Origin of the sequence: Peribacillus sp. NPDC060253, from assembly GCF_042727425.1 — a bacterium.
In the GTDB taxonomy this organism is placed as follows: Bacteria; Bacillota; Bacilli; order Bacillales; family DSM-1321; genus Peribacillus.
Genome location: NZ_JBHXAS010000001.1, coordinates 45,086 through 68,537, shown reverse-complemented (window position 1 = coordinate 68,537; position 23,452 = coordinate 45,086). Strand labels below are relative to the sequence as shown.

The 23,452-nt window shown below is 41.8% G+C and carries 20 protein-coding genes; 19 read left to right on the top strand and 1 reads right to left on the bottom strand.

What is annotated here, in order from left to right; genetic code table 11:
- Positions 1-290: 290 nt before the first annotated feature.
- The 10 genes from ACFWE9_RS00345 (at position 291) to ACFWE9_RS00300 (ending at position 14,163) form a co-directional block, all read left to right on the top strand.
- Positions 291-2,420 (top strand): (Fe-S)-binding protein, encoded by a 2,130-nt coding sequence (locus tag ACFWE9_RS00345; protein ID WP_377355321.1) that lies wholly within the window; start codon positions 291-293, stop codon positions 2,418-2,420.
- A gap of 196 nt (positions 2,421-2,616) precedes the next feature.
- Positions 2,617-3,807, top strand: coding sequence for an acetyl-CoA C-acetyltransferase (locus ACFWE9_RS00340; protein WP_230159187.1), 1,191 nt, complete (start codon positions 2,617-2,619; stop codon positions 3,805-3,807).
- A gap of 30 nt (positions 3,808-3,837) precedes the next feature.
- Positions 3,838-4,689, top strand: a complete 852-nt coding sequence (locus ACFWE9_RS00335; protein WP_230159188.1) for a 3-hydroxybutyryl-CoA dehydrogenase — start codon at positions 3,838-3,840, stop codon at positions 4,687-4,689.
- Positions 4,690-4,724: 35 nt separating this feature from the next.
- Positions 4,725-5,861 carry an acyl-CoA dehydrogenase gene (locus tag ACFWE9_RS00330; protein ID WP_230159189.1) on the top strand — a complete coding sequence of 379 codons (1,137 nt, stop codon included), beginning with the start codon at positions 4,725-4,727 and terminating at the stop codon, positions 5,859-5,861.
- 29 nt (positions 5,862-5,890) lie between these two features.
- Positions 5,891-7,030 (top strand): acyl-CoA dehydrogenase, encoded by a 1,140-nt coding sequence (locus ACFWE9_RS00325; RefSeq protein WP_230159190.1) that lies wholly within the window; start codon positions 5,891-5,893, stop codon positions 7,028-7,030.
- 100 nt (positions 7,031-7,130) lie between these two features.
- Positions 7,131-7,781, top strand: coding sequence for a TetR/AcrR family transcriptional regulator (locus ACFWE9_RS00320; RefSeq protein ID WP_230159191.1), 651 nt, complete (start codon positions 7,131-7,133; stop codon positions 7,779-7,781).
- An 11-nt stretch (positions 7,782-7,792) separates the two neighbouring features.
- Positions 7,793-11,059, top strand: coding sequence for a fused isobutyryl-CoA mutase/GTPase IcmF (icmF, locus tag ACFWE9_RS00315; protein ID WP_377355293.1), 3,267 nt, complete (start codon positions 7,793-7,795; stop codon positions 11,057-11,059).
- Between the two features lie 136 nt (positions 11,060-11,195).
- Positions 11,196-11,357 carry a hypothetical protein gene (locus ACFWE9_RS00310; protein ID WP_230159193.1) on the top strand — a complete coding sequence of 54 codons (162 nt, stop codon included), beginning with the start codon at positions 11,196-11,198 and terminating at the stop codon, positions 11,355-11,357.
- Between the two features lie 201 nt (positions 11,358-11,558).
- Positions 11,559-12,149 (top strand): DNA-directed RNA polymerase subunit delta, encoded by a 591-nt coding sequence (rpoE, locus tag ACFWE9_RS00305; protein ID WP_356714543.1) that lies wholly within the window; start codon positions 11,559-11,561, stop codon positions 12,147-12,149.
- Positions 12,150-12,555: 406 nt separating this feature from the next.
- A complete protein-coding gene (locus tag ACFWE9_RS00300; protein ID WP_230159195.1) occupies positions 12,556-14,163 on the top strand; it encodes a CTP synthase in 1,608 nt (535 codons plus the stop codon).
- Positions 14,164-14,206: 43 nt separating this feature from the next.
- On the opposite strand, the gene ACFWE9_RS00295 is transcribed toward ACFWE9_RS00300, so the two are convergent.
- Entirely contained in the window at positions 14,207-14,737 is a 531-nt protein-coding gene (locus ACFWE9_RS00295) for a DUF2529 domain-containing protein (RefSeq protein WP_230159196.1), read from the bottom strand.
- Positions 14,738-15,052: 315 nt separating this feature from the next.
- On the opposite strand from ACFWE9_RS00295, the gene ACFWE9_RS00290 reads away from it, so the two are divergent.
- The 9 genes from ACFWE9_RS00290 (at position 15,053) to ACFWE9_RS00250 (ending at position 23,355) form a co-directional block, all read left to right on the top strand.
- Entirely contained in the window at positions 15,053-15,424 is a 372-nt protein-coding gene (locus tag ACFWE9_RS00290) for a response regulator (protein ID WP_061465740.1), read from the top strand.
- Between the two features lie 244 nt (positions 15,425-15,668).
- Complete coding sequence (locus tag ACFWE9_RS00285; RefSeq protein WP_230159197.1) at positions 15,669-16,526, top strand: class II fructose-bisphosphate aldolase; 858 nt, start codon at positions 15,669-15,671, stop codon at positions 16,524-16,526.
- Positions 16,527-16,710: 184 nt separating this feature from the next.
- Positions 16,711-17,361, top strand: coding sequence for a fructose-6-phosphate aldolase (gene fsa, locus ACFWE9_RS00280; protein WP_230159198.1), 651 nt, complete (start codon positions 16,711-16,713; stop codon positions 17,359-17,361).
- 209 nt (positions 17,362-17,570) lie between these two features.
- On the top strand, positions 17,571-18,854 hold the full coding sequence (locus ACFWE9_RS00275; RefSeq protein ID WP_230159199.1) for a UDP-N-acetylglucosamine 1-carboxyvinyltransferase: 1,284 nt from the start codon (positions 17,571-17,573) through the stop codon (positions 18,852-18,854).
- Between the two features lie 99 nt (positions 18,855-18,953).
- Positions 18,954-19,916 carry a class II fructose-bisphosphatase gene (gene glpX, locus ACFWE9_RS00270; protein ID WP_230159200.1) on the top strand — a complete coding sequence of 321 codons (963 nt, stop codon included), beginning with the start codon at positions 18,954-18,956 and terminating at the stop codon, positions 19,914-19,916.
- Between the two features lie 327 nt (positions 19,917-20,243).
- A complete protein-coding gene (gene rho, locus ACFWE9_RS00265; RefSeq protein ID WP_063234168.1) occupies positions 20,244-21,533 on the top strand; it encodes a transcription termination factor Rho in 1,290 nt (429 codons plus the stop codon).
- Between the two features lie 149 nt (positions 21,534-21,682).
- Positions 21,683-21,883, top strand: a complete 201-nt coding sequence (gene rpmE / locus ACFWE9_RS00260) for a 50S ribosomal protein L31 (RefSeq protein ID WP_034315847.1) — start codon at positions 21,683-21,685, stop codon at positions 21,881-21,883.
- A gap of 138 nt (positions 21,884-22,021) precedes the next feature.
- Complete coding sequence (locus ACFWE9_RS00255; protein WP_230159201.1) at positions 22,022-22,627, top strand: thymidine kinase; 606 nt, start codon at positions 22,022-22,024, stop codon at positions 22,625-22,627.
- Between the two features lie 272 nt (positions 22,628-22,899).
- Positions 22,900-23,355 (top strand): hypothetical protein, encoded by a 456-nt coding sequence (locus ACFWE9_RS00250; protein WP_230159202.1) that lies wholly within the window; start codon positions 22,900-22,902, stop codon positions 23,353-23,355.
- Positions 23,356-23,452 lie beyond the last annotated feature (97 nt).

The window sequence follows — 23,452 nt, the reverse complement described above, 5'->3', positions numbered from 1 at the left end:
ATCCCCCCTAAATGATTTCATTTAGTTTGGCTCAAATTCCCTGTATGTAACCATCAAAAAGGGATGAAAGGAAACGCATTTTTTTTTCGAAATATAAAAGGGTAATTTACAGAATTGTCGAACTATACAATAAGGTGTAGAAAATCACATATTTTTTAGAAAGAAAAAAGTTGACTGAATGCTCATTCATTATATAATGGAATTAATCAAATTTCAGAAAAATGCCAAATTTCCTAAAATGGTTACCTGGCATTTTACAATTTACTTAGAGGGGGAAAGACTGCATGGAAATGAATGGCTTACTGTGGATCAACTTAACTGCGTTCCTACTTGTAACCGCTTACGCCGCCGGTTTATTTATCTATTTGATAAAGACTCGTATAGCTTATATAAAACTCGGCAAAAAAGTGGAATTCGATAACCGTGTGAAAGATCGTCTTGTGAAAATAGGGGTTTATGTATTTGGTCAGAAGAAGCTCTTTAAAGATAAGAAGAGTGGAATCATTCATGCCATGCTTTTTTATGGATTCATCTTAGTGCAATTCGGGGCACTAGACTTTTTCGTTAAAGGCTTAAGACCAGGATGGCATTTACCGTTTGGTCCTCTATATCCAGCCTTTACCTTCTTCCAGGAGATCGTGACGCTTACGGTTCTAGTCGCAATCCTTTGGGCAGCTTACCGTCGTTATGTGGAGAAGCTCGTTCGTTTGAAAAGGGATTTCAAAGCAGGATTGGTTGTTATTTTCATTACAGGAATCATGATTACCGTGTTGTTGGGGAATGGAATGGGAATGATTTGGCATGAACATGACGCAACTTGGTCAGAGCCAGTTGCATCAGGCATAGCCTTCCTATTCGGCTGGATGGGAACAACAGCAGCGACCGCTGTTTTTTATGTAGCTTGGTGGTTGCATTTACTGATCATCTTATCGTTCCTTGTTTATATCCCACAATCTAAACACGCTCACTTGATTGCCGGTCCAATAAATGTATTCCTCAATCGTATGGACAATCCAGGTAAATTGAAACCAGTTGATTTGGAAGAAGAGGTTCTGGACAAAGAAGGTAATCAATATTACGGTGCCAAATATATCGAAGACTTGACTCAGTATCAAATGGTGGACCTATATGCCTGCGTGGAGTGTGGACGTTGTACGAATATGTGTCCGGCAACTGGCACCGGTAAAATGCTGTCACCGATGGATATCATCATCAAAATGCGAGACCATTTAACAAATACAGGTGCCGCTGTTACGACAAAGCAGCCATGGGTACCATCTTTCGTTTTTGGAAATACGAAAGGAAATAAGATAGCGCTGGCAAGTAGTGGGCAGGGAGCGCAGGAATCAGCAGCTGCATCTGAAGCTTATAGCCCAAGCCTGATTGGCGAAGTCATTACGGAAGAAGAACTTTGGGCATGTACCACTTGCCGGAACTGTGAAGATCAATGCCCTGTAATGAATGAACATGTGGACAAAATCATCGATATGCGCCGTTATTTAGTGTTGACTGAGGGCAGGCTTGATCCGGATGCCCAACGAGCAATGACGAATATTGAACGTCAAGGAAACCCATGGGGCCTTAATCGTAAAGAGAGAGAAGATTGGAGAAGCCTCCGGGAAGATGTTAACGTTCCTACAGTGAAGGAATTACAAAAGGCAGACGAAGATTTCGAATATTTATTCTGGGTGGGCTCCATGGGATCGTACGATAACCGAAGCCAGAAGATTGCCCTTTCTTTTGCTAAGTTAATGAATCAAGCGGGCGTCAAATTTGCCATTCTGGGCAATAAGGAGAAAAACTCAGGGGACACTCCTCGCCGATTGGGTAATGAGTTTGTTTTCCAGGAGCTTGCCATGAAAAATATCGAAGAATTCCAGAAGAATGAGATCAAGAATATCGTAACGATTGATCCACATGCATACAATATCTTTAAGAATGAGTATCCGGATTTTGGTTTGGAAGCGGAAGTGTATCACCATACTGAATTGTTAGCCAAACTAGTAAGCGAGGGCAGATTGGTGCCGCAGTATCCGGTGAATGAAACGATTACATTCCACGATTCCTGTTACTTGGGAAGGTACAATGAGGTGTATAGCCCACCGCGTGAAATCTTACAATCCATTGATGGTGTAAAACTTATTGAGATGGAGCGTAACCGCGAAAAAGGCATGTGCTGTGGAGCTGGAGGCGGTTTGATGTGGATGGAAGAGGAAACCGGAAACCGCATTAATGTTGCACGTACAGAACAAGCACTGGCCGTCAGCCCAACAGTTATCAGTTCCGGATGTCCTTATTGCCTGACCATGCTATCTGATGGAACGAAAGCAAAAGAAGTTGAAGAAAACGTTAAAACATATGATGTAGCTGAATTACTCGAAAAAGCGGTCATTGGTGAAAATAAAACGATGGCATCTTAATTTATAAGACAATTGCCTGCTTCTTCTATAATGATATGGATGTAATGGAAGCAGGCAATTTTTTATTATTTACAAACAAAATATTTTCATTTATGTAAAAAATATGTAAGATGATATTAAGCGCTTACAAAACTATTTTTTTTAACTCTATATTGAGCGAGCGTTCAATCAATGTTACTTAAAGGAGGAAATAATGATGTCAAAAACAGTGATTATTAGTGGCGTGAGAACACCTTTTGGTAAATTTGGCGGAGGTCTTAGCAGTTTGACAGCATCACAGCTTGGTGGAATAGCAATCAAAGAGGCACTTGAGCGGGCAGGGATTGAAGGCAGCCAGGTAGACGAGGTCATCATGGGGAATGTGCTTCAAGCGGGCCAGGGACAAATACCGTCACGGCAGGCGGCTCGTCATGCCGGCATGCCTTGGGAAGTGAAAACGGAAACGATCAATAAAGTGTGTGCATCAGGACTTCGCAGTGTCACATTGGCTGATCAGATCATTCGCTTAGGTGAAGAAGAAATCATTGTTGCAGGCGGGATGGAATCGATGAGCAATGCACCATATATTCTTCCAAAAGCGAGATGGGGCTTAAAGATGGGGGATGCACAGCTGAAGGATACAATGATTTCGGACGGACTTAGCTGCAGCTTTACAGGCGTTCATATGGGCACTTACGGAAACAGCACGGCTGAGGATCTTGAAATCTCCCGTGAGGAACAGGATAGCTGGGCTTATGAAAGTCATCAAAAAGCGATAAAGGCCATCGATGGCGGCATTCTTGCGGAAGAAATCGTTGCAGTACACGTCCCGGTTAGAAAGGGCGAACCAATTACCATTGAACATGATGAAGCCCCAAGAAAAGATACATCTGCTGGAAAGTTAGCTAAATTAGGCCCAGCTTTTAATAACGAGGGTACCATTACGGCAGGTAATGCACCAGGCGTCAATGATGGTGCAGGAGCACTCGTATTGATGAGTGAGGAACGTGCGGAAAAAGAAGGGAAAACGCCTTTTGCTTATATATTAGCTCATGCTGAAGTGGCTGTAGAGGCGAAGGACTTTCCTAAGACTCCAGGTTTGGTTATAAATGAACTTCTGAAGAAGACAGGTAAATCGATAGAGGACATTGATCTATTTGAGGTGAACGAAGCATTTGCAGCGGTGGCACTAGCCAGTGGGAAAATTGCCAACATTGAGCCGGGAAAAGTGAATGTTAACGGAGGGGCTGTAGCACTAGGTCATCCAATCGGGGCTAGCGGGGCACGCATCATCATCACGCTGATGCATGAACTGAAACGCCGTGGAGGAGGATTAGGCATTGCAGCAATCTGTAGTGGCGGCGGACAGGGAGATGCCATTCTAATCGAAGTGCCAAAGCAAGGATGATAGTTTCATAGATAATGAGGAGGGATTTTCATGAGCATTCAAAAAGTGATGGTCATTGGCGCGGGACAGATGGGTTCTGGCATTGCCCAGGTTTGCGCAATGAGCGGTTATGAGGTTCTTTTACATGATTTAAAAGATGAATACGTAGAAAAAGGCTTAGGGACAATTTCCAAGAACCTTTCCCGGCAAGTTGAAAAAGGAAAAATGGAAGCAAAGGATAAAGATGCAACACTTTCCCGGCTGACTTCGTCGACGGATTTAAAAAATGCAGCTGAGGTTGATTTAGTGATTGAAGCGGCAGTGGAAAATATGGAGATAAAAACAAAAATATTCGCAGAGTTGGATGAAATCACGCCACAACATGTAATTCTTGCATCCAATACTTCTTCACTTCCGATAACAGAGATAGCAGCTGCTACGAAAAGACCGGATAAGGTAATTGGCATGCATTTTATGAACCCAGTGCCAGTCATGAAGCTCGTTGAGATCATCCGCGGCCTTGCTACAGCGGATGAAGTGTATAAAAAGGTTGAAAATATGGCCGAAACCTTGAACAAGGTACCGGTGGAAGTCAATGATTTCCCAGGTTTTGTAGCGAATCGGATTTTGATGCCAATGATAAACGAGGCCATTTATACCCTTTATGAGGGCGTTGCCACTAAAGAGGCGATTGATGATGTGATGAAGCTAGGAATGAACCATCCGATGGGCCCGCTAACGCTAGCTGACTTCATTGGGCTCGACACATGCTTATACATAATGGAAACCCTTCACCAAGGGTTGGGAGACGATAAATACAGACCGTGTCCCCTGTTAAGGAAGTATGTAAAAGCAGGATGGCTAGGCAAGAAGTCAGGACGGGGCTTTTACGAATATAACTAATCATAGAAAGATTTGCAGCTAGGGAGGGATGAAGGATGGATTTAAAGTTTACAGAAGAACAGGAAATGATGCGGAAAATGGTAAGCGCTTTTGCGGAGAATGAGATTACCCCTCATATCGAGGCAATGGAAACAGGCGTGTTTCCAAAAACAATTCTGCAAAAAATGGGTGAGCTTGGTATGATGGGAATCCCGATTTCAGAAGAATACGGTGGCGCGGGTATGGACTTCATGTCTTATATCATCGCCATTAACGAGATTTCCAAAGTAAGTCCAACTCTCGGTGTCATACTGTCCGTTCATACTTCTGTTGGAACAAATCCAATCGTTTATTTTGGAACGGAAGAGCAGAAGCGAAAGTATGTGCCTAAGTTAGCCGCTGGTAAATATTTAGGCGCCTTTTGCTTGACTGAGCAAAGCTCAGGTTCCGATGCTGCGAGTTTGAAATCGAAGGCAGTGGCAGTAAAGGAAGGCGGAGAATATCGAATAAATGGGTCCAAGGTTTTTATCACCAATGGTGGGGAAGCGGATGTGTTTATTGTTTTTGCTTCAACCGACCCTCAGAAGGGAAGCAAGGGAATTTCTGCTTTTATCGTAGAAAAAGGGACTCCAGGCTTAATCATCGGTAAAGATGAACGTAAAATGGGCCTTCATGGATCGAGCACTGTACAGGTGACGTTCGAGGATATGAAAGTGCCTGATGCCAATCTCTTAGGCAAAGAAGGTGAAGGCTTTAAGATCGCAATGGCCAACTTGGATGCTGGAAGGATAGGCATTGCTTCTCAAGCTCTGGGAATTGCGGAAGGCGCCATGGAACATGCTGTCCAATATGCAAAAGACAGAGTTCAATTTGGCAAACCTATTGCAGCACAACAGGGGATTGGTTTCAAGCTTGCTGAAATGGCAACGAGTATAGAAGCTTCAAGGTTACTAGTCTATCGCGCGGCTTTTTTACGCTCACAGGGATTGAAGTGCGGTAAAGAGGCGGCCATGGCTAAGCTATTCGCTTCGAGGACGGCTGTTGATGTGACGATAGAAGCAGTCCAGGTATTCGGAGGGTATGGATATACAACGGAGTATCCGGTCGAACGCTATTTCAGGGATGCAAAGATAACCGAAATTTATGAAGGAACCAGTGAAATACAGAGAATGGTCATAAGTAAGAATCTATAATACAACGAAAAAGACGGGGGAAGATAGCCATGCAATTTAAACTAACGGAAGAACATGAAATGATCAGAAAAATGGTTCGTGACTTTGCCCAGAATGAAGTGGCTCCGACAGCTGCTGAGAGGGATGAAGAAGAACGATTTGACCGTGAAATCTTTGACAAAATGGCTGAACTTGGATTGACAGGGATTCCTTGGCCGGAGGAATACGGCGGAATTGGAAGCGATTACTTGGCGTATTGTATTGCGATTGAAGAACTTTCCCGCGTATGCGCTTCCACTGGAGTGACTTTATCAGCCCATACTTCCCTTGCAGGATGGCCGATATATAAATTTGGTTCTGAAGAGCAGAAACAAAAATACCTTCGTCCAATGGCACAGGGCGAAAAAATCGGTGCATATGGGCTGACTGAACCTAGCTCAGGCTCTGACGCAGGGGGTATGAGAACGACTGCAAAGCTTGTAGGTGATGAATATATCATCAGCGGTTCAAAAATTTTCATTACGAACGGCGGGATTGCTGATACCTATGTTGTCTTTGCTTTGACTGACCCTGAATCAAAACAAAAAGGAACGAGTGCCTTTATCATTGAAAAGGATTTTCCGGGTTTTAGTGTTGGCAAAAAAGAGAAGAAGCTGGGGATCCGTTCATCACCGACCACGGAAATCATCTTTGATGAATGCCGAGTGCCTAAAGAAAATCTCCTTGGTAAAGAAGGAGAGGGCTTTAAAATAGCGATGATGACGCTTGATGGCGGACGTAACGGAATTGCCGCCCAGGCCGTGGGGATCGCCCAGGGTGCATTGGATGCCGCGGTGGGTTATGCAAAAGAGCGCGTCCAATTTGGCAAGCCAATTTCTGCACAGCAAGGTATCGGTTTTAAATTGGCGGATATGGCAACCGGTGTCGAAGCATCTAGACTATTAACCTATCAGGCTGCATGGTTGGAATCTGTAGGCCTTCCATATGGAAAAGAGTCGGCCATGTCCAAACTTTTTGCTGGAGATACAGCCATGAAAGTGACGACAGAAGCCGTGCAGGTTTTTGGAGGTTATGGATATACAAAGGATTATCCTGTAGAACGGTATATGCGTGATGCGAAAATCACCCAAATCTACGAAGGTACACAGGAAATTCAAAAGCTGGTCATCTCACGGATGATTACTAAATAGGATTGAAAATGAGGTTTTCCGATGAGGCACTGCCCTTGCCGGAATACCCTTTTCAATTTCTTTGGAAATAAAATGATGGGTTTCAAAAAGGAGTTTGAAAATGGAGAAAAGAGAAGTTCTTGCGTCGGTGAAGGATGAGCGGCTGGTAGAAAAAAGGCGTACACAAATGATTAAAGGGGCGGTGACCCTTTTTAAGGAAAAGGGATTTCACCGTACGACAACCCGGGAAATAGCCAAAGCGGCCGGCTTTAGTATTGGCACGCTATACGAGTATATCCGAACCAAGGAAGATATATTGTATCTCGTCTGTGACTTTATCTACGATGAAGTCCAGGAAAAGCTTCAGAAAGAAATAGATCAGAGCGATGGGACACTGGAAAGCTTGAAGCTTACGATCGCCTATTTTTATAAAGTGATGGATGATATGCAAGACGAAGTGCTGGTCATGTATCAAGAGGTGAAAGCACTGACGAAAGATGCTTTACCTTATGTATTGAATAAAGAACTTCGGATGGTAGGCATGTTTGAAAAGGTCATAACAAAATGTGTTGAGAATGGGGAGCTATTGTTGACGGCAAAACAAATAAGCCTTGTTTCTCATAACATTTTCGTCCAGGGACAGATGTGGAGTTTTAGAAGATGGGCATTGCATAAAGAGTATACGCTTCAAGAGTATGTTGAACTACAGACGCAATTATTGATTCAAAATATATCGCTTCAGATAAATACTGAAATAAATTCGTTTCAATAAGGAGGAGCTCAATGGGTACAGTTGAGGTGTATAAACCGAAAAACCATATCAGATTCGTGACAGCTTCGAGTTTATTTGATGGACATGATGCATCTATCAACATCATGAGGAGGATCCTTCAGTCCAGCGGCGCGGAAGTTATTCACCTGGGACATAATCGCTCGGTGGAAGAAATCGTGAATGCGGCTATCCAGGAAGATGTCCAAGGCATAGCGATGTCATCCTACCAAGGCGGACATGTTGAATATTTCAAATATATGTATGACCTGTTGAAGGAAAAGGGAGCCCAGCACATTCGGATTTTTGCCGGCGGTGGCGGGGTCATCATTCCGAGGGAAATCAAGGAACTCCATGATTATGGGATTGCCCGTATTTTCTCCCCTGATGAAGGGCGGGAGTATGGGCTTCAGGGCATGATAAATGTATTGATGCAGGAGTGTGATTTCTCGACAGTCAAACCATCTTTACAGGAGCACTTTGATGAACTGATTGCAGGGGGAATAAATGCGATTGCGCAATATATTACCTTTGCCGAAAATAGACTCGATGTTTCACATGAATCAGCGGCAGCGGTGGAGAGCCTCTTTGAGCAGATCAAGACATCCGAAAAGAAGGTTCCTGTCCTGGGGATTACAGGGACGGGCGGAGCGGGGAAGAGTTCTTTGACTGATGAATTGATACGCCGATTCATTAACGAAATTCCAGATGAAAAAGTGGCCATTCTATCTGTCGATCCGACCAAACAAAAAACAGGCGGTGCCTTGCTGGGTGACAGGATAAGAATGAATGCGATCTTTTCAGAGCGTGTTTATATGCGGAGCTTGGCCACGCGTCATTCAAAAAGTGAGTTGTCTTTGGCGATAAAAGATGCCATTTCGGTCGTTAAGGCAGCGGGCTTTGATTTAATCATCGTTGAAACGAGCGGAATTGGTCAGGGAGATGCAGAAATTGCCGAGATATGCGATGTATCCATGTATGTAATGACAAGTGAATTCGGTGCACCTTCCCAACTTGAAAAAATTGATATGATTGATTATGCAGACTTGATAGTCATTAACAAATATGAGCGCAAAGGATCTGAGGATGCAAAGAACCAAGTTCAAAAACAATATCAACGAAGTCGTACGCTTTTTGATCAAGATCCATCTGAGATGCCAGTATACGGCACAATAGCTTCCCAATTCAATGACCCAGGTACCAACGCTTTGTTCGCTGCATTGATTGAAAAGCTTAATGAAAAATCCGGAACGGGCTGGCGTACTGCCTTTTCGAAAGAAGCGGATGTTTACAAGCAAAATGTCATCATTCCAACCGATCGGCGTTATTACTTACGTGAAATCAGTGAAACGGTCCGAACATATCATAAGCGCGCGGCTGAACAAGTACGTATTGCCCGCAGGCTTTTCCAACTTGAAGGAGCCATTGAAGCAGTTAAGGAAAATGAAAACAATGAAGACATGGTAGCTTCTTTGGAAAATTTGAAAAAGGAAACCGCTTCCGAGTTATCTTCAGAATCAAAAAAAATCCTTTCAGGTTGGATGGATTTGAAAGAAAAATATTCAGGGGAGCAGTTTGTAACAAAAATCAGGGATAAAGAAATCGTCACAAAGCTGAAAACTAAAAGTTTATCAGGCTTAATGATTCCGAGAGTGTCACTGCCTAAATATGTGGATTATGGAGAGATTTTAGGATGGGTATTCCGTGAAAACGTTCCGGGCTTTTTTCCGTATACAGCCGGAGTCTTTCCATTCAAGCGTGAAGGGGAAGACCCAAAGCGGCAATTTGCCGGTGAAGGATCACCCGACCGAACCAACAGACGTTTCCATTATTTATCAAAGGATGATAATGCTAAGCGGCTAAGTACGGCTTTCGATTCCGTAACGTTATATGGGGAAGACCCTGATCATCGGCCTGATATCTATGGAAAGGTAGGGGAAAGCGGAGTCAGTATCTGTACGTTGGATGACATGAAAAAACTGTATGCAGGCTTTGACCTATGCCACCCCTCAACCTCTGTATCCATGACCATCAATGGACCGGCACCCATCATTTTGGCGATGTATATGAATACTGCAATCGATCAGCAGATTGAACGAAAAGAAGAAGAGTTAGGCCGCCCCCTTACGGATGCAGAAGTGGAAGAAGTCCAGGCATATACTCTTCAAACTGTACGCGGAACTGTTCAAGCGGATATTCTGAAAGAGGACCAAGGACAGAATACATGCATCTTCTCTACGGAGTTTGCCTTAAGGTTAATGGGGGATATCCAAGCATATTTCATTGATCATAAAGTAAGGAATTACTACTCCGTATCCATTTCTGGTTATCACATTGCCGAAGCGGGCGCCAATCCCATTTCACAACTGGCTTTTACACTGGCGAATGGCTTTACTTATATCGAATATTACTTAAGTCGCGGAATGAATATTGATGATTTTGCCCCGAATCTATCTTTCTTCTTCTCTAATGGGCTCGACCCGGAATATACGGTTATCGGGAGGGTGGCAAGAAGGATTTGGGCGACCGTCATGCGGGATAAATATGGTGCGAATGACCGTAGCCAGAAGCTGAAATATCATATACAGACTTCAGGACGCTCGCTTCATGCTCAAGAAATTGATTTTAATGATATCAGAACGACACTTCAGGCGTTAATGGCACTGCAGGACAACTGTAACTCCCTGCATACCAATGCGTACGATGAAGCCATCACGACGCCTACCGAAGAATCCGTACGCCGTGCGATGGCCATCCAAATGATCATTACAAAAGAGCATGGGCTCTCAAAAAATGAAAACCCGATGCAAGGTGCCTTCATCATCGAGGAAATGACGGATCTGGTTGAAGAGGCTGTATTGCAAGAGTTCGATCGCATCAATGATCGAGGCGGTGTATTGGGTGCAATGGAGACGCAATATCAGCGCGGAAAAATCCAGGATGAATCCATGCATTATGAAATGAAAAAGCATACGGGGGAATTGCCGATCATTGGGGTCAATACGTATTTGAATCCTAATCCTCCTTCCGAAGAGGCTGTGAATAATATGGAAATCGCCCGTGCAACAAAAGAAGAAAAGGAAGGGCAAATCATAAACTTACAAGCATTTCAGGAAAGGAATAAGGAGATTACTGATGAAGCCCTGACAAAATTAAAATTGGCAGCCATGGATGGGAACAATATCTTTGCTGAACTCATGAATTGTGTGAAAGTGGCCAGCCTGGGCCAGATAACCCGTGCGCTGTATGATGTTGGCGGACAATATCGAAGAAATATGTAGAGGTAAGAAGGGGGATCCAGGTAGGGTCCCCTTTTTTGATAACTTCCGTATTTTTTTCACAAAATGTAAATTTTCCCTTATAATTAATTGGAAAAGGGGCAAAAATGATGAATCAGCCCCCATTGGAGTTGAGGAAATGAACCTGAAAATGATTGGATTAATCATAGGTTACATTCTTGCCATCATTTTTTTATTTGAGCTGTATGAGCATCAATTGGGTGCCATTTCTTTTTTTATCCTGGCTATTGTTTTTTTTTCGGCAGCCTATCGTCAGAAATCGAAGAAAGAGAGTAAATAATTTTTGCTTTTGGGTTCCTGATAACATAGACATCAAGGTAAATCTGTGAAAGTATCAGATAGAACTAGCATAAACCCATTTAGATTGTTTATAATGGAGTATATGTCTAGCAGGAATTGTCGTTATTTTATCGAAATACTGTTTTAGATTATTTTTTTATGTAAAAAAACACGGCATTCAGTGTTTGAATAGAGAAGGGAAGTGCGGAATTTGAGTTTAAAACAATACTCAAAAGAGCAATTATTGGAAATGTCCTTAATAGAGATGGCATATGATTTATTAGTGGAAAGAAATGAACCGATTCCATTCAAAGATTTAATAAGTGAATTAGCTTCGCTGCATAATTTATCTAAAGCGGCAGTGGCAAAAAAAATTGCACAATTCTATACGGATTTAAATGTGGATGGCCGCTTCACTTCACTTGGTGACAACCGCTGGGGATTGAAAACATGGTATCCAGTTGACCAAATTGAAGAAGAAGTCGTACATGTTGTAAAACCGAAAAAGAAAAAGAAAGCTAAAAAAGCTGCTGTCGTTATCGATGATTTTGATGAACTTGAAGATGAAGATCTTGATTTTGAAGAAGATGTCGATGATTTGGACGAGGATGAAGATGACGAGGAAGATGATATCCTAGGTTCTCCAGTTCTCGACGAAGTGCTATTGGATGATGAAGTGGATGAAGATGACGATCTGGAAGAAGAAATAATTGAAGATGATGCATTTGTCCTGGAAGATGATGAGGACGAAGATGAAGACGAAGAAGAATTCGATGAAGAGAAAGATAAATAAATAATCGCCCTTGACTTTTTGAGGCGAAATTTGTAGAATCATTTTTGGGCTCCTTAAAAAAGGACACAATGATTAAATTATACCGCTCCCTTACTTTTATTGTAAGCGGAGCGTTTTTGTTTTTAATGATGGAATGAATAAATGACATCATTTTTTTATTTTTAAAAATGATTTCTCGTAGAATTGTAAAAACTATAGAGAACATATTTTGTTTTACTGTCATTTAAGGAAATTTTCTCTTGTTCATGCATCCTGCATGACTCTCACTAAAGACCTTTAAGTGATTAATGGTTTGTACTTGTTTACGTTTTTTTTGCTTTTAACCGCTTATATGGCGGCGATCTGATGCAAGTTCGATCTCATGGTGAACAGCATTGGAAGAAAACATTCTATAGGAGGATATGAGATGACAAAATATATTTTTGTGACAGGTGGAGTAGTTTCTTCCTTAGGAAAAGGGATAACTGCCGCTTCTTTAGGTAGACTTTTAAAAAATAGGGGATTGAATGTTACGATTCAGAAGTTTGACCCTTATATCAACTTGGATCCTGGTACGATGAGTCCATATCAACATGGTGAAGTGTTTGTGACGGATGATGGCGCTGAAACGGATTTGGATCTAGGACACTATGAGCGTTTTATTGATATCAACCTTGGTAAACACAGCAATGTGACGACAGGTAAAATTTATTCAACCGTCCTGAGAAAAGAACGACGCGGCGATTATTTAGGCGGAACAGTTCAAGTCATTCCCCATATAACGAATGAAATTAAAGAACGGGTTTTCCGTTCAGGTAATGAAACGAATGCGGATATAGTCATAACTGAAATTGGCGGTACTGTAGGGGATATCGAGTCTCTTCCATTCCTTGAAGCGATTCGCCAAATTAAAAGTGATATCGGAATCAATAATGTGATGTATATCCACTGTACACTTGTTCCTTACATCAAAGCTGCTGGTGAAATGAAAACAAAACCGACACAGCATAGTGTAAAAGAATTACGCAGTCTGGGCATTCAGCCGAATATCATCGTTGCACGTACAGAAAGCCCAATTTCACAAGATATGAAGGATAAAATCGCTTTATTCTGCGATATCGATAAAAATTCAGTTATTGAATGTCTTGATGCGGACACGCTTTACTCCATCCCTCTTGCGCTTCAAGCACAAAATATGGACCAAATCGTTTGTGATCACCTGAAATTGGACTGTGGCGAAGCGGATATGGAAGATTGGAAGGAACTTGTCAAAAAGGTCACTTCTTTATCAAAGAAAACGAAAATCGCGCTTGTCGGAAAATATGTTGAATTGCAAGATGCTTATCTTTCTGTAGTGGAAGCACTTAAGCATGCAGGCTACGCATTTGATGCAGATGTTGAAATCGAATGGGTGAATTCTGAAGATGTAACAAAAGAAAATGTTGCAGAGCTTCTTCAAGATTCAGATGGAATCCTTGTTCCTGGTGGATTTGGAGACCGTGGAATCGAAGGGAAAATTATAGCTACCGAATATGCCCGCACGACAAAAACACCATTCTTCGGAATCTGTTTAGGCATGCAGTTGGCATCGATTGAATATGCACGTAACGTATTAGGATTGCCGGAAGCACACTCAGCTGAAATAAAAGAGGATACTCCAGATCCAATCATCGATCTTCTTCCTGAGCAAAAGGATGTAGAAGATTTGGGTGGTACACTGCGCCTTGGTCTATATCCATGTAAGCTTATCGAAGGAACTAAAGCATACGAAGCATATAATGACGAGGTTGTTTATGAACGTCACCGTCATCGTTATGAATTCAATAACCATTACCGTCAGGCCATGGAAGAGGCAGGATTCATCTTCTCCGGTACAAGCCCAGATGGTCGTCTAGTTGAAATCGTTGAATTAAAAGATCATCCTTGGTTTGTGGCTTCTCAATTCCATCCGGAATTCACGTCACGTCCAAACCGTCCACAGCCACTATTCCGTGACTTCGTCGGTATGTCTTTAAAGCGCAGCGAAAAACTTTAATACAAAAAAAAACAGCCTTTGGGCTGTTTTTTTTGTTTAATAATTATTCTTCATCTTTATATTCTCGTATAATTTCTTCAAGTGTGAATTTAATTCCATAATAAGCGAAAAGAGCAGCAATGAGGGTGGGGTACCCATATCGATTGCCGGTTTCATCGGGAATCAATCCTCGTTGGATTCGTAAATCGATATGTACGTCAGCCAGCTCTGAAAGAGAATCTTCTTTAGGAGGAACGGATGTAGATACCGCAACAAATGGTATATCTTTTTCCTTTAGTTGTTGTGCCAGCTTCAATGCTTCCATATCATCGGAATGGCGACTGAATATAAGAAAACGATCTTCTCGGGAAATGGTTTCGCCTTCTTCGTACCTTTTTACGCTTGGAAATGGTTCTGCCCCTTCCACAGCCTCGGCAGTGACACCTTGCATTTCACCAAAACCGTGAATGAAAATGGAGCCATCCCCAACCGCGGCCTGGGCGAGCAGGCGACCGGCATCCTCCATTTCAAAGGTTTCATTTTCAATCATTTTTTTAAATAAACCGCTTATCTGTGTTGAGAAAATTTTTAACATGATCAGGGACTCCTTTAAAAAATAGTACCTTTATTATAAAGGACTTTCCCTTGCATTGACAGGTTTCGGGGCTTTTGATCCTAAGGGTTGAATTTACTAAATCGATCGAAAAAACAAAAAAATTAAAATTCCTTTTAGCTATATAGCAGGAATTTTGTTACAATTATCGAATATGAACAAAGAAATCATGAATGAGAATAAATGCATTAGGCCTCACAATTTGACGCAATCTATGTAACTACCCTTTTTTGGGTAATATGTCGATTAGGCTGATACATTTAATTTTATAAAATCTGAAAGAGTAGAGGTGATAAAATGTCAGGGAAAATATTAATTGTTGATGATCAATTTGGGATACGTATTTTATTGAACGAGGTTTTACATAAAGAAGGGTACGAAACATTTCAAGCCGCAAATGGCATTCAAGCCCTGGAAGTGCTAAATAATCATTCACCTGATCTTGTATTACTGGATATGAAGATTCCGGGAATGGATGGCATAGAGATCCTGAAAAGGATGAAAGTGGTCGATCCGGATATCCGGGTCATAATCATGACCGCATATGGTGAACTTGATATGATTCAAGAAGCAAAAGATTTAGGGGCAATGACCCATTTTGCAAAGCCATTTGATATTGATGATATCAGAAAAGCCGTTCGTGAATATTTACCTATTCAGTCCAGTTAATGGTCTGAAATTTAATAGGATGGACTGAAGAATTGTCGCGGCTATCTTTTTAAGATGGGCCGTGTTTTTTTGGAATGAAATTTGAGACGCGATATAGTGTATTTGTTGCTGTTTTTTTGATGTATTGATATGCTAAAAGAGGAGAGATATTCTGATTAATAAGCGTATGCTACTTTGGTTTTAGGGAATATCTAGAAAGAATTAACTTTAAAAATAAAAACACCCACTAGTAGGAGGAAATCGAATGCCTTTAGTTTCTATGAAAGATATGCTGAATAAAGCTCTTGATGAAAAATATGCAGTAGGTCAATTCAATATCAACAACCTGGAATGGACTCAAGCTATTCTAGCTGCTGCAGAAGAAGAGAAATCTCCAGTCATCCTTGGTGTTTCCGAAGGGGCTGCCCGGCATATGGGTGGTTTCAAAACGACTGTCATGATGGTTCAAGGATTGTTGGAAGACATGAAAATTACAGTTCCTGTGGCCATTCACCTTGACCATGGTTCAAGTTTTGATAAATGTAAAGAAGCCATCGAGGCTGGATTCACTTCAGTAATGATCGATGCATCACATCATCCGATTGAAGAAAACATCGAAACAACTAAGAAGGTTGTTGAATTCGCTCACGCACGAAATGTTTCCGTTGAAGCAGAAGTCGGCACAGTTGGTGGACAAGAAGATGATATAATCGCTGATGGAGTCGTATATGCGGATCCTCAAGAATGTGAACAATTAGTTAAGGAAACGAATGTTGATTGTTTTGCTCCAGCATTGGGATCCGTTCACGGGCCATATAAAGGTGAGCCTGACCTTGGCTATAAAGAAATGGAAGAAGTACGGGATTTAACTCAAAAACCTTTAGTTCTTCATGGCGGCACAGGCATTCCTACTAAAGATATCCAAAAAGCCATTTCACTTGGAACATCAAAAATCAATGTGAATACGGAAAACCAAATCGTTTTCACAAAAGCTGTCCGTGAGATTCTAAATAACGATGCAGAAGTATACGATCCGCGTAAATACATGGTTCCTGGCCGTGAAGCGATTAAGGAAACTGTCATCGGCAAAATTCGTGAATTTGGTTCAAACGGTAAAGCATAATTTCAAATGCAACCAGGGCTTACATCCCTTAAATGCATGAAAACAAAGGTAATAACTCCATTGGGGGGCATCCCCTCCAATGGTTTCTTTTAAATGCAGGGCGGAATAGGAGCTCTATTTTTTGAACAATTAGATTTCGAAAAATAGAGAATGAAAAAAATCGATTACATACGGAGGATAATTTATGAAATTCTTTATAGATACAGCAAACATGGAAGAAATCGAACAAGCGCACCAACTTGGCGTTTTAGCAGGAGTTACGACTAACCCATCCCTTGTTGCAAGAGAAAAGGGAGTTTCTTTCCATGACCGCCTTAAAGAAATCACAAACCTTGTTAAGGAATCCGTTTCTGCAGAAGTCATCGCGCTTGATTTTGAAGGAATGATGGCTGAAGCGAAAGAACTTGTTGCAATTGCACCTAATATCACGATTAAAGTACCAATGACTCCAGACGGTTTGAAGGCTGTTGCAGCTTTAACAAAACAGGGTGTCAAAACAAATGTAACCCTTATTTTCAGTGCTAACCAAGCATTATTGGCTGCTAGGGCTGGAGCAACTTACGTATCGCCATTTTTAGGGCGCTTGGATGATATCGGCCAAAATGGTTTGGATTTAATCTCGGATATTGCTGATATCTTTGCAATCCATGATATCAATGCCGAGATCATTGCAGCTTCTATCCGCCATCCGATGCACATTACGGAAGCGGCACTTAAAGGAGCGCATATTGCAACAATCCCTTATAAAGTTTTAATGCAATTATTCCACCACCCATTAACGGACAAAGGAATTGAAGCTTTCTTGAAGGATTGGAATTCACGTACAGAAGCATAATTCCTTGCCGCTAAGTCGCTATAGATTGCACCGGTAAAATAAAAATTAACATAAATTAGAAATTTTTATCTTTTTTTACATGAATTTTCTACTTTTGTGTAAACTAAAGAACTAGATAGTGAATGTTGTCGGATTATGCAATTTTCTTGTGGTAAAATATTACTTTTGAAAAGTAGCTTCTAAGTGCTTAGCGTGGAAGGGAGTATATTATGGAAAAACTTAAAATTGCCGGTGGCTATCCTTTAAAGGGAAGCATTCGTGTCAGCGGTGCAAAAAATAGTGCGGTCGCCCTTATCCCTGCAACAATTTTAGCGGACTCTCCTGTAACGATTGAAGGCCTGCCTGATATATCGGATGTACAGATGCTGAAAGCGTTAATGGAGGAAATTGGCGGCGAGGTTTCCTTTGATGATGGAGAAATGACAGTGAATCCCAGCAAGATGATTTCAATGCCTCTTCCCAATGGACGAGTGAAGAAGTTACGTGCCTCTTATTATTTAATGGGGGCTATGCTTGGTAAATTCAAGAAGGCAGTGATTGGCTTGCCTGGTGGCTGCCATTTAGGACCTCGCCCAATAGATCAGCATATAAAAGGGTTTGAAGCACTTGGCGCACAGGTGACGAATGAACAAGGAGCCATTTACCTAAGGGCGGACGAGCTACGGGGCGCACGCATTTATTTGGATGTCGTTAGTGTCGGGGCAACGATTAATATTATGCTTGCCGCCGTTTTGGCCAAAGGCCGCACCGTGATCGAAAATGCTGCGAAAGAACCGGAGATCATTGATGTTGCCACTTTGTTGACTAATATGGGTGCGAAAATCAAGGGTGCCGGAACAGATATCATTCGTATTGATGGTGTGGAAAGTTTGCATGGGTGTAAACATACGATCATACCAGATCGGATTGAAGCAGGGACTTTCATGATTTTAGCCGCTGCAGTCGGTGAAGGAATCTTGATTGATAATGTCATCCCCCAGCATTTGGAGTCATTGACTGCTAAAATGAGGGAAATGGGTATAAATATTGAGGCCGGTGATGATCAGATATTTGTCTCACCAGGAGAAAAATATAAATCCGTTGATATTAAGACATTGGTTTACCCTGGCTTTCCGACAGATCTTCAGCAGCCTTTCACGTCTCTTTTAACAAAAGCAAGTGGTTCGAGCATGGTGACAGATACGATTTACGGGGCACGATTTAAGCATATTGATGAGCTGCGACGCATGAATGCTAAGATCAAGGTCGAGGGCAGAGCGGGCATCATTGATGGTCCTGTCCAACTTCATGGAGCAAAAGTGAAGGCGAGCGATTTACGTGCCGGAGCGGCTTTAGTCATTGCTGGCTTAATGGCCGAAGGGATTACTGAAGTGACCGGGCTTGAACATATAGATCGTGGATATAGCCATCTAGTTGAGAAACTTTCAGGTTTGGGAGCAACGATTTGGCGTGAAGAAATGACACAAGAAGAGGTGGAGCAGCTGAAAAGCTGATCCCTTTTCTTGTTACCTCATTGTGTTACTATATATGATATAATGTGTTATACTAATATATAAATAAATCATGCTATTGTACATGAGGGGGAACCGGAAATGGAAAGAAGTTTATCGATGGAGCTTGTTCGCGTAACAGAGGCGGCGGCACTGAATTCTGCTCGTTGGATGGGAAGAGGAAAGAAAGACGAAGCAGATGATGCAGCAACCTCTGCAATGCGGGATGTTTTCAATACAATTCCTATGCAAGGAACAGTTGTAATCGGTGAAGGGGAAATGGATGAAGCGCCAATGCTTTATATTGGCGAAAAACTTGGTACTGGTCTTGGGCCACTAGTGGATGTTGCGGTGGATCCATTAGAAGGAACGAATATCGTTGCATCAGGCGGCTGGAATGCTTTGGCTGTCTTGGCTATAGCCGATAAAGGGAATTTGCTTCATGCACCGGATATGTATATGGATAAAATAGCCGTTGGTCCTGAGGCTGTAGGTCAGATTGATATCAATGCTTCTGTATTGGACAACCTGAAAGCGGTAGCTAAGGCAAAAAATAAAGATATCCAAGACGTAGTTGCCACTGTATTGAACCGCGATCGTCATTCGAAAATCATTCATGAACTTCGTGAAGCAGGGGCACGTATTAAGTTGATTAACGATGGAGATGTAGCGGGAGCCATCAATACGGCTTTCGATCTTACTGGTGTTGACATCTTATTCGGTTCAGGCGGAGCTCCAGAGGGTGTCATTGCAGCTGTTGCTTTAAAATGCCTCGGTGGAGAAATCCAAGGTAAGCTTCTTCCTCAAAGTGATGAAGAAGTGGAACGCTGTGGAAAAATGGGCCTAGATTTAGGAAGAGTTCTAAGAATGGAAGACCTTGTTCGCGGAGATGACGCAATTTTTGCTGCAACAGGTGTGACGGATGGGGAACTTTTACGTGGCGTTCAATTTAAAGGGCATTACGGCGAAACACAATCCGTGGTCATGCGTGCCAAATCAGGAACAGTTCGCTTCATTGATGGGCGTCATAGTCTAAAAATTAAACCAAATGGTTTGATAGACTGAGATCGTTTTTCAGAAAAAACACCGAGAGAAAGCGAGCGGTTCCATCGCTCGCTTTCTCTTTTAAAAAATTTAAGTTGAATAATTAAAATAAAAAAAGTAAAATAAAGCTTGGTCTACTATTAATTGATTGATATATATAAAATCTGCCCTTTCACTCCAAACTTCAAGAAGCCTTCAAATAATTTTCTTCTTTACATGTAAAAATGTATCATCCTTTCTAAGAAAACTCTGGTCGGGTACATGGATTGCGGTTTTTCTTCCATCTAACAAACCATTTCTTTTTCAGTATGGGTGAAAACGTTTAATTAATAAAAGTGTGGTGTCATAATGAATTTAACTATTTCTAATTTAGAAAACATGAAACTAAAGGATCTCTATGAGCACGCGCGTGAATATAAAGTTTCCTATTACAGCAAACTTTCAAAAAAGGAACTTATTTTCGCTATCCTAAAAGCACAAGCTGAGCAGGATGGTCTCCTATTCATGGAGGGCGTTTTAGAGATCATCCCTTCTGAGGGCTTCGGTTTCTTGCGTCCAATTAATTATTCTCCAAGCTCGGAGGATATTTATATTTCTGCTTCACAAATCCGGAGATTCGATTTGCGAAATGGAGATAAAGTGTCCGGTAAGGTAAGGCCTCCGAAAGAAAACGAGCGCTATTATGGGTTGTTGCATGTTGAAGCCGTCAATGGCGATAATCCAGAGTCAGCTAAAGAGCGAGTTCATTTCCCGGGCTTAACACCACTGTATCCAAACAGGCAAATTAAACTGGAAACTACACCGAAGAACATATCAACAAGAATTATGGATGTTCTGGCACCGGTTGGTTTTGGACAGCGAGGATTGATTGTCGCACCGCCAAAAGCTGGTAAAACGATGCTTATCAAAGAAATTGCCAATGCGATAACAACGAACCACCCTGAATCGGAATTGATTGTGCTATTGATCGATGAACGTCCGGAAGAAGTGACGGACATTGAACGTTCCGTTGCTGGTGATGTGGTAAGTTCAACGTTCGATGAAGTGCCGGAAAACCATATCAAGGTGGCAGAACTAGTGTTAGAACGTGCGATGCGCCTAGTGGAGCATAAACGGGATGTCATTATTTTAATGGACAGCATAACTCGTCTTGCCCGTGCATACAACCTTGTCATTCCGCCGAGCGGGCGTACACTATCCGGAGGGATTGACCCTGCTGCATTCCACCGTCCAAAACGCTTTTTCGGTGCTGCAAGAAATATCGAAGAAGGCGGTAGCTTGACGATTCTTGCTACAGCTTTGGTGGATACGGGATCAAGGATGGACGATGTCATTTATGAGGAATTTAAAGGTACTGGTAATATGGAACTTCATTTAGATCGTGCCCTTGCCGAAAGACGTATCTTCCCGGCGATCGACATTCGCCGCTCAGGCACTCGTAAAGAGGAATTGTTAATTCCGAAAGATCGCCTGGATAAACTATGGGCCATTAGGAAAACGATGTCAGATTCACCTGATTTCTCAGAGAAATTCCTTCGCCGTCTAAAACAGACAAAAGGTAATGAAGAATTTTTCAGTAAGTTGGATGAAGAGATGTCAGAAATGAAAAAGGGGCCAGCGAGCGTAAAACGTTCTTAAACCCTGTTAGAAACAAACAGTTGCACAACTAGTCTTAAGTTGTTATAATGAGTTCATGTGTTTTTACAATAAATGTGAGGGTGTTTTTCCCTCAACTTGAAGTATATAACTCTGTTTCGAATGATTCAGGGCATAAGGAGATGAAAAGAATGAAAACTGGAATTCATCCAAATTATAAGCTTTCAAAAGTAATTTGCTCTTGCGGAAACACTTTTGAAACTGGTTCAGTTAAAGAAGAGATCAAAGTTGAGACTTGTTCAGAGTGCCATCCATTCTATACTGGTCGTCAAAAATTCGCTGAAGCTGGCGGACGTGTTGATCGTTTCAACAAAAAATACGGTATTAAATAAGCCGGACTTTTTAAAAAACAGGCAAGTATTTTTCTTGCCTGTTTTTTCTTTTTCATAAACAAGTAAGAATTTATATAAAGCCGGGTCCACTTCAATTATGGCCAAGGGATCGACAGGTGGAAGGGAGTAGCTGTTTCCATGTATGTAATGAAACAAACAGGCTGGATCGAGCTTATTTGCGGAAGCATGTTTTCAGGTAAATCTGAGGAATTGATTAAACGAGTCAGCCGTGCTCAATTTGCTAAAGAGCAAATAGCTGTATTTAAACCAGCTATAGATAATCGCTATGCGGAAGAGGCTGTCGTATCACACAATGGCTCTTCTGTGATGGCAAAACCGATTGCCCATTCAACGGATATTTTTAAGTGTTTGGACAAGCCCCTGGATATCATTGCAATAGATGAAGTTCAATTTTTTGATCATGAAATTATCGGGGTTGCCCAGCATCTTGCGGACAGCGGTTATCGAGTGATTATGGCTGGACTCGATCAAGATTTCAGAGGTGAACCATTCGGTCCTATGCCTGTTCTATTATCGCTAGCAGAATCAGTGACTAAGCTACAGGCTGTGTGTGAAGTGTGCGGATCACCTGCGAGCAGGACACAGCGTTTGATTGATGGGGCGCCGGCCTCCTATGATGAGCCGATCATTCTTGTGGGTGCATCGGAATCATACGAGCCACGTTGCCGCCATCATCACGAAGTTCCAGGTAAGCAGGCGGCTGGGATTAAAGAACATATTTGAATGATGATGCCCTATGATCCAAGAGATCATAGGGCATTTTTGAATTTTAGGGAAGTGGATGAAAAGAATGGTGTACTCTACATCGTTATTCTTCTGATGCGAAGATAAAAAGTTAGTGTATAAGAACTATGTGAAAAACTTGGTAATAAGTATGGCGGATAGTGTGGTGGGACCAATACATGGTAAGGAAATAAAAGATTAAATATTGCCCCATGTTGGGAAGGCTAACTTAGGAAATGTTCTTCTTAAAAATTCAAATTGGAGGGAAAAATATGAAATCCATACTGCTTTTTATGACGGCTTTTCTTCTTGCTGCACTAACAGCATGCGGTCAAAACGACAATGCAATAAATAATGATTCGGAATATGGGGATCAAACCCGGGATGGCCAAGATTTTGTGGGCAAAGGTTTAAAGCGAGTGTCCAATGATGATTGGGACAATGAAGCGGAACGGCCATCGGATCAAGTCCTCAACACTCCGCATCATACATCCAATAATTCTATATCCATGGGGCAGGAAATAGAGAAAATCCGAGAAATCATTAAGTCGGAAACGAATTATGAGGCAGGCACCGTTATGTTTAATGGCAATACCATACATGTTACGGTCCATGATAAAGGTGAAATCAAGACTGAGGAAGAAAGAAACAAGGAAAAGAAGCGATTGAAGGACCTGATAACCAGGGGCGTGCCCAGCTACAATATAGATATTGATTTAAAGAAATGACCATAACCTTGAATCCTCTTTGACGTTGATTATTCACCTATACTATAATTAACCTAGAAGTGAACTGAGCTGGGGCACTGAACTACTTATTTATAGT

Coding starts and splice junctions, on each gene's coding strand:
- ACFWE9_RS00345 (WP_377355321.1), top strand. CDS start 291: ATGAATGGCTTACTGTGGATCAACTTAACTGCGTTCCTACTTGTAACC.
- ACFWE9_RS00340 (WP_230159187.1), top strand. CDS start 2,617: ATGTCAAAAACAGTGATTATTAGTGGCGTGAGAACACCTTTTGGTAAA.
- ACFWE9_RS00335 (WP_230159188.1), top strand. CDS start 3,838: ATGAGCATTCAAAAAGTGATGGTCATTGGCGCGGGACAGATGGGTTCT.
- ACFWE9_RS00330 (WP_230159189.1), top strand. CDS start 4,725: ATGGATTTAAAGTTTACAGAAGAACAGGAAATGATGCGGAAAATGGTA.
- ACFWE9_RS00325 (WP_230159190.1), top strand. CDS start 5,891: ATGCAATTTAAACTAACGGAAGAACATGAAATGATCAGAAAAATGGTT.
- ACFWE9_RS00320 (WP_230159191.1), top strand. CDS start 7,131: ATGGAGAAAAGAGAAGTTCTTGCGTCGGTGAAGGATGAGCGGCTGGTA.
- icmF (WP_377355293.1), top strand. CDS start 7,793: ATGGGTACAGTTGAGGTGTATAAACCGAAAAACCATATCAGATTCGTG.
- ACFWE9_RS00310 (WP_230159193.1), top strand. CDS start 11,196: ATGAACCTGAAAATGATTGGATTAATCATAGGTTACATTCTTGCCATC.
- ACFWE9_RS00300 (WP_230159195.1), top strand. CDS start 12,556: ATGACAAAATATATTTTTGTGACAGGTGGAGTAGTTTCTTCCTTAGGA.
- ACFWE9_RS00295 (WP_230159196.1), bottom strand. CDS start 14,737: ATGTTAAAAATTTTCTCAACACAGATAAGCGGTTTATTTAAAAAAATG.
- ACFWE9_RS00290 (WP_061465740.1), top strand. CDS start 15,053: ATGTCAGGGAAAATATTAATTGTTGATGATCAATTTGGGATACGTATT.
- ACFWE9_RS00285 (WP_230159197.1), top strand. CDS start 15,669: ATGCCTTTAGTTTCTATGAAAGATATGCTGAATAAAGCTCTTGATGAA.
- fsa (WP_230159198.1), top strand. CDS start 16,711: ATGAAATTCTTTATAGATACAGCAAACATGGAAGAAATCGAACAAGCG.
- ACFWE9_RS00275 (WP_230159199.1), top strand. CDS start 17,571: ATGGAAAAACTTAAAATTGCCGGTGGCTATCCTTTAAAGGGAAGCATT.
- glpX (WP_230159200.1), top strand. CDS start 18,954: ATGGAAAGAAGTTTATCGATGGAGCTTGTTCGCGTAACAGAGGCGGCG.
- rho (WP_063234168.1), top strand. CDS start 20,244: ATGAATTTAACTATTTCTAATTTAGAAAACATGAAACTAAAGGATCTC.
- rpmE (WP_034315847.1), top strand. CDS start 21,683: ATGAAAACTGGAATTCATCCAAATTATAAGCTTTCAAAAGTAATTTGC.
- ACFWE9_RS00255 (WP_230159201.1), top strand. CDS start 22,022: ATGTATGTAATGAAACAAACAGGCTGGATCGAGCTTATTTGCGGAAGC.
- ACFWE9_RS00250 (WP_230159202.1), top strand. CDS start 22,900: ATGAAATCCATACTGCTTTTTATGACGGCTTTTCTTCTTGCTGCACTA.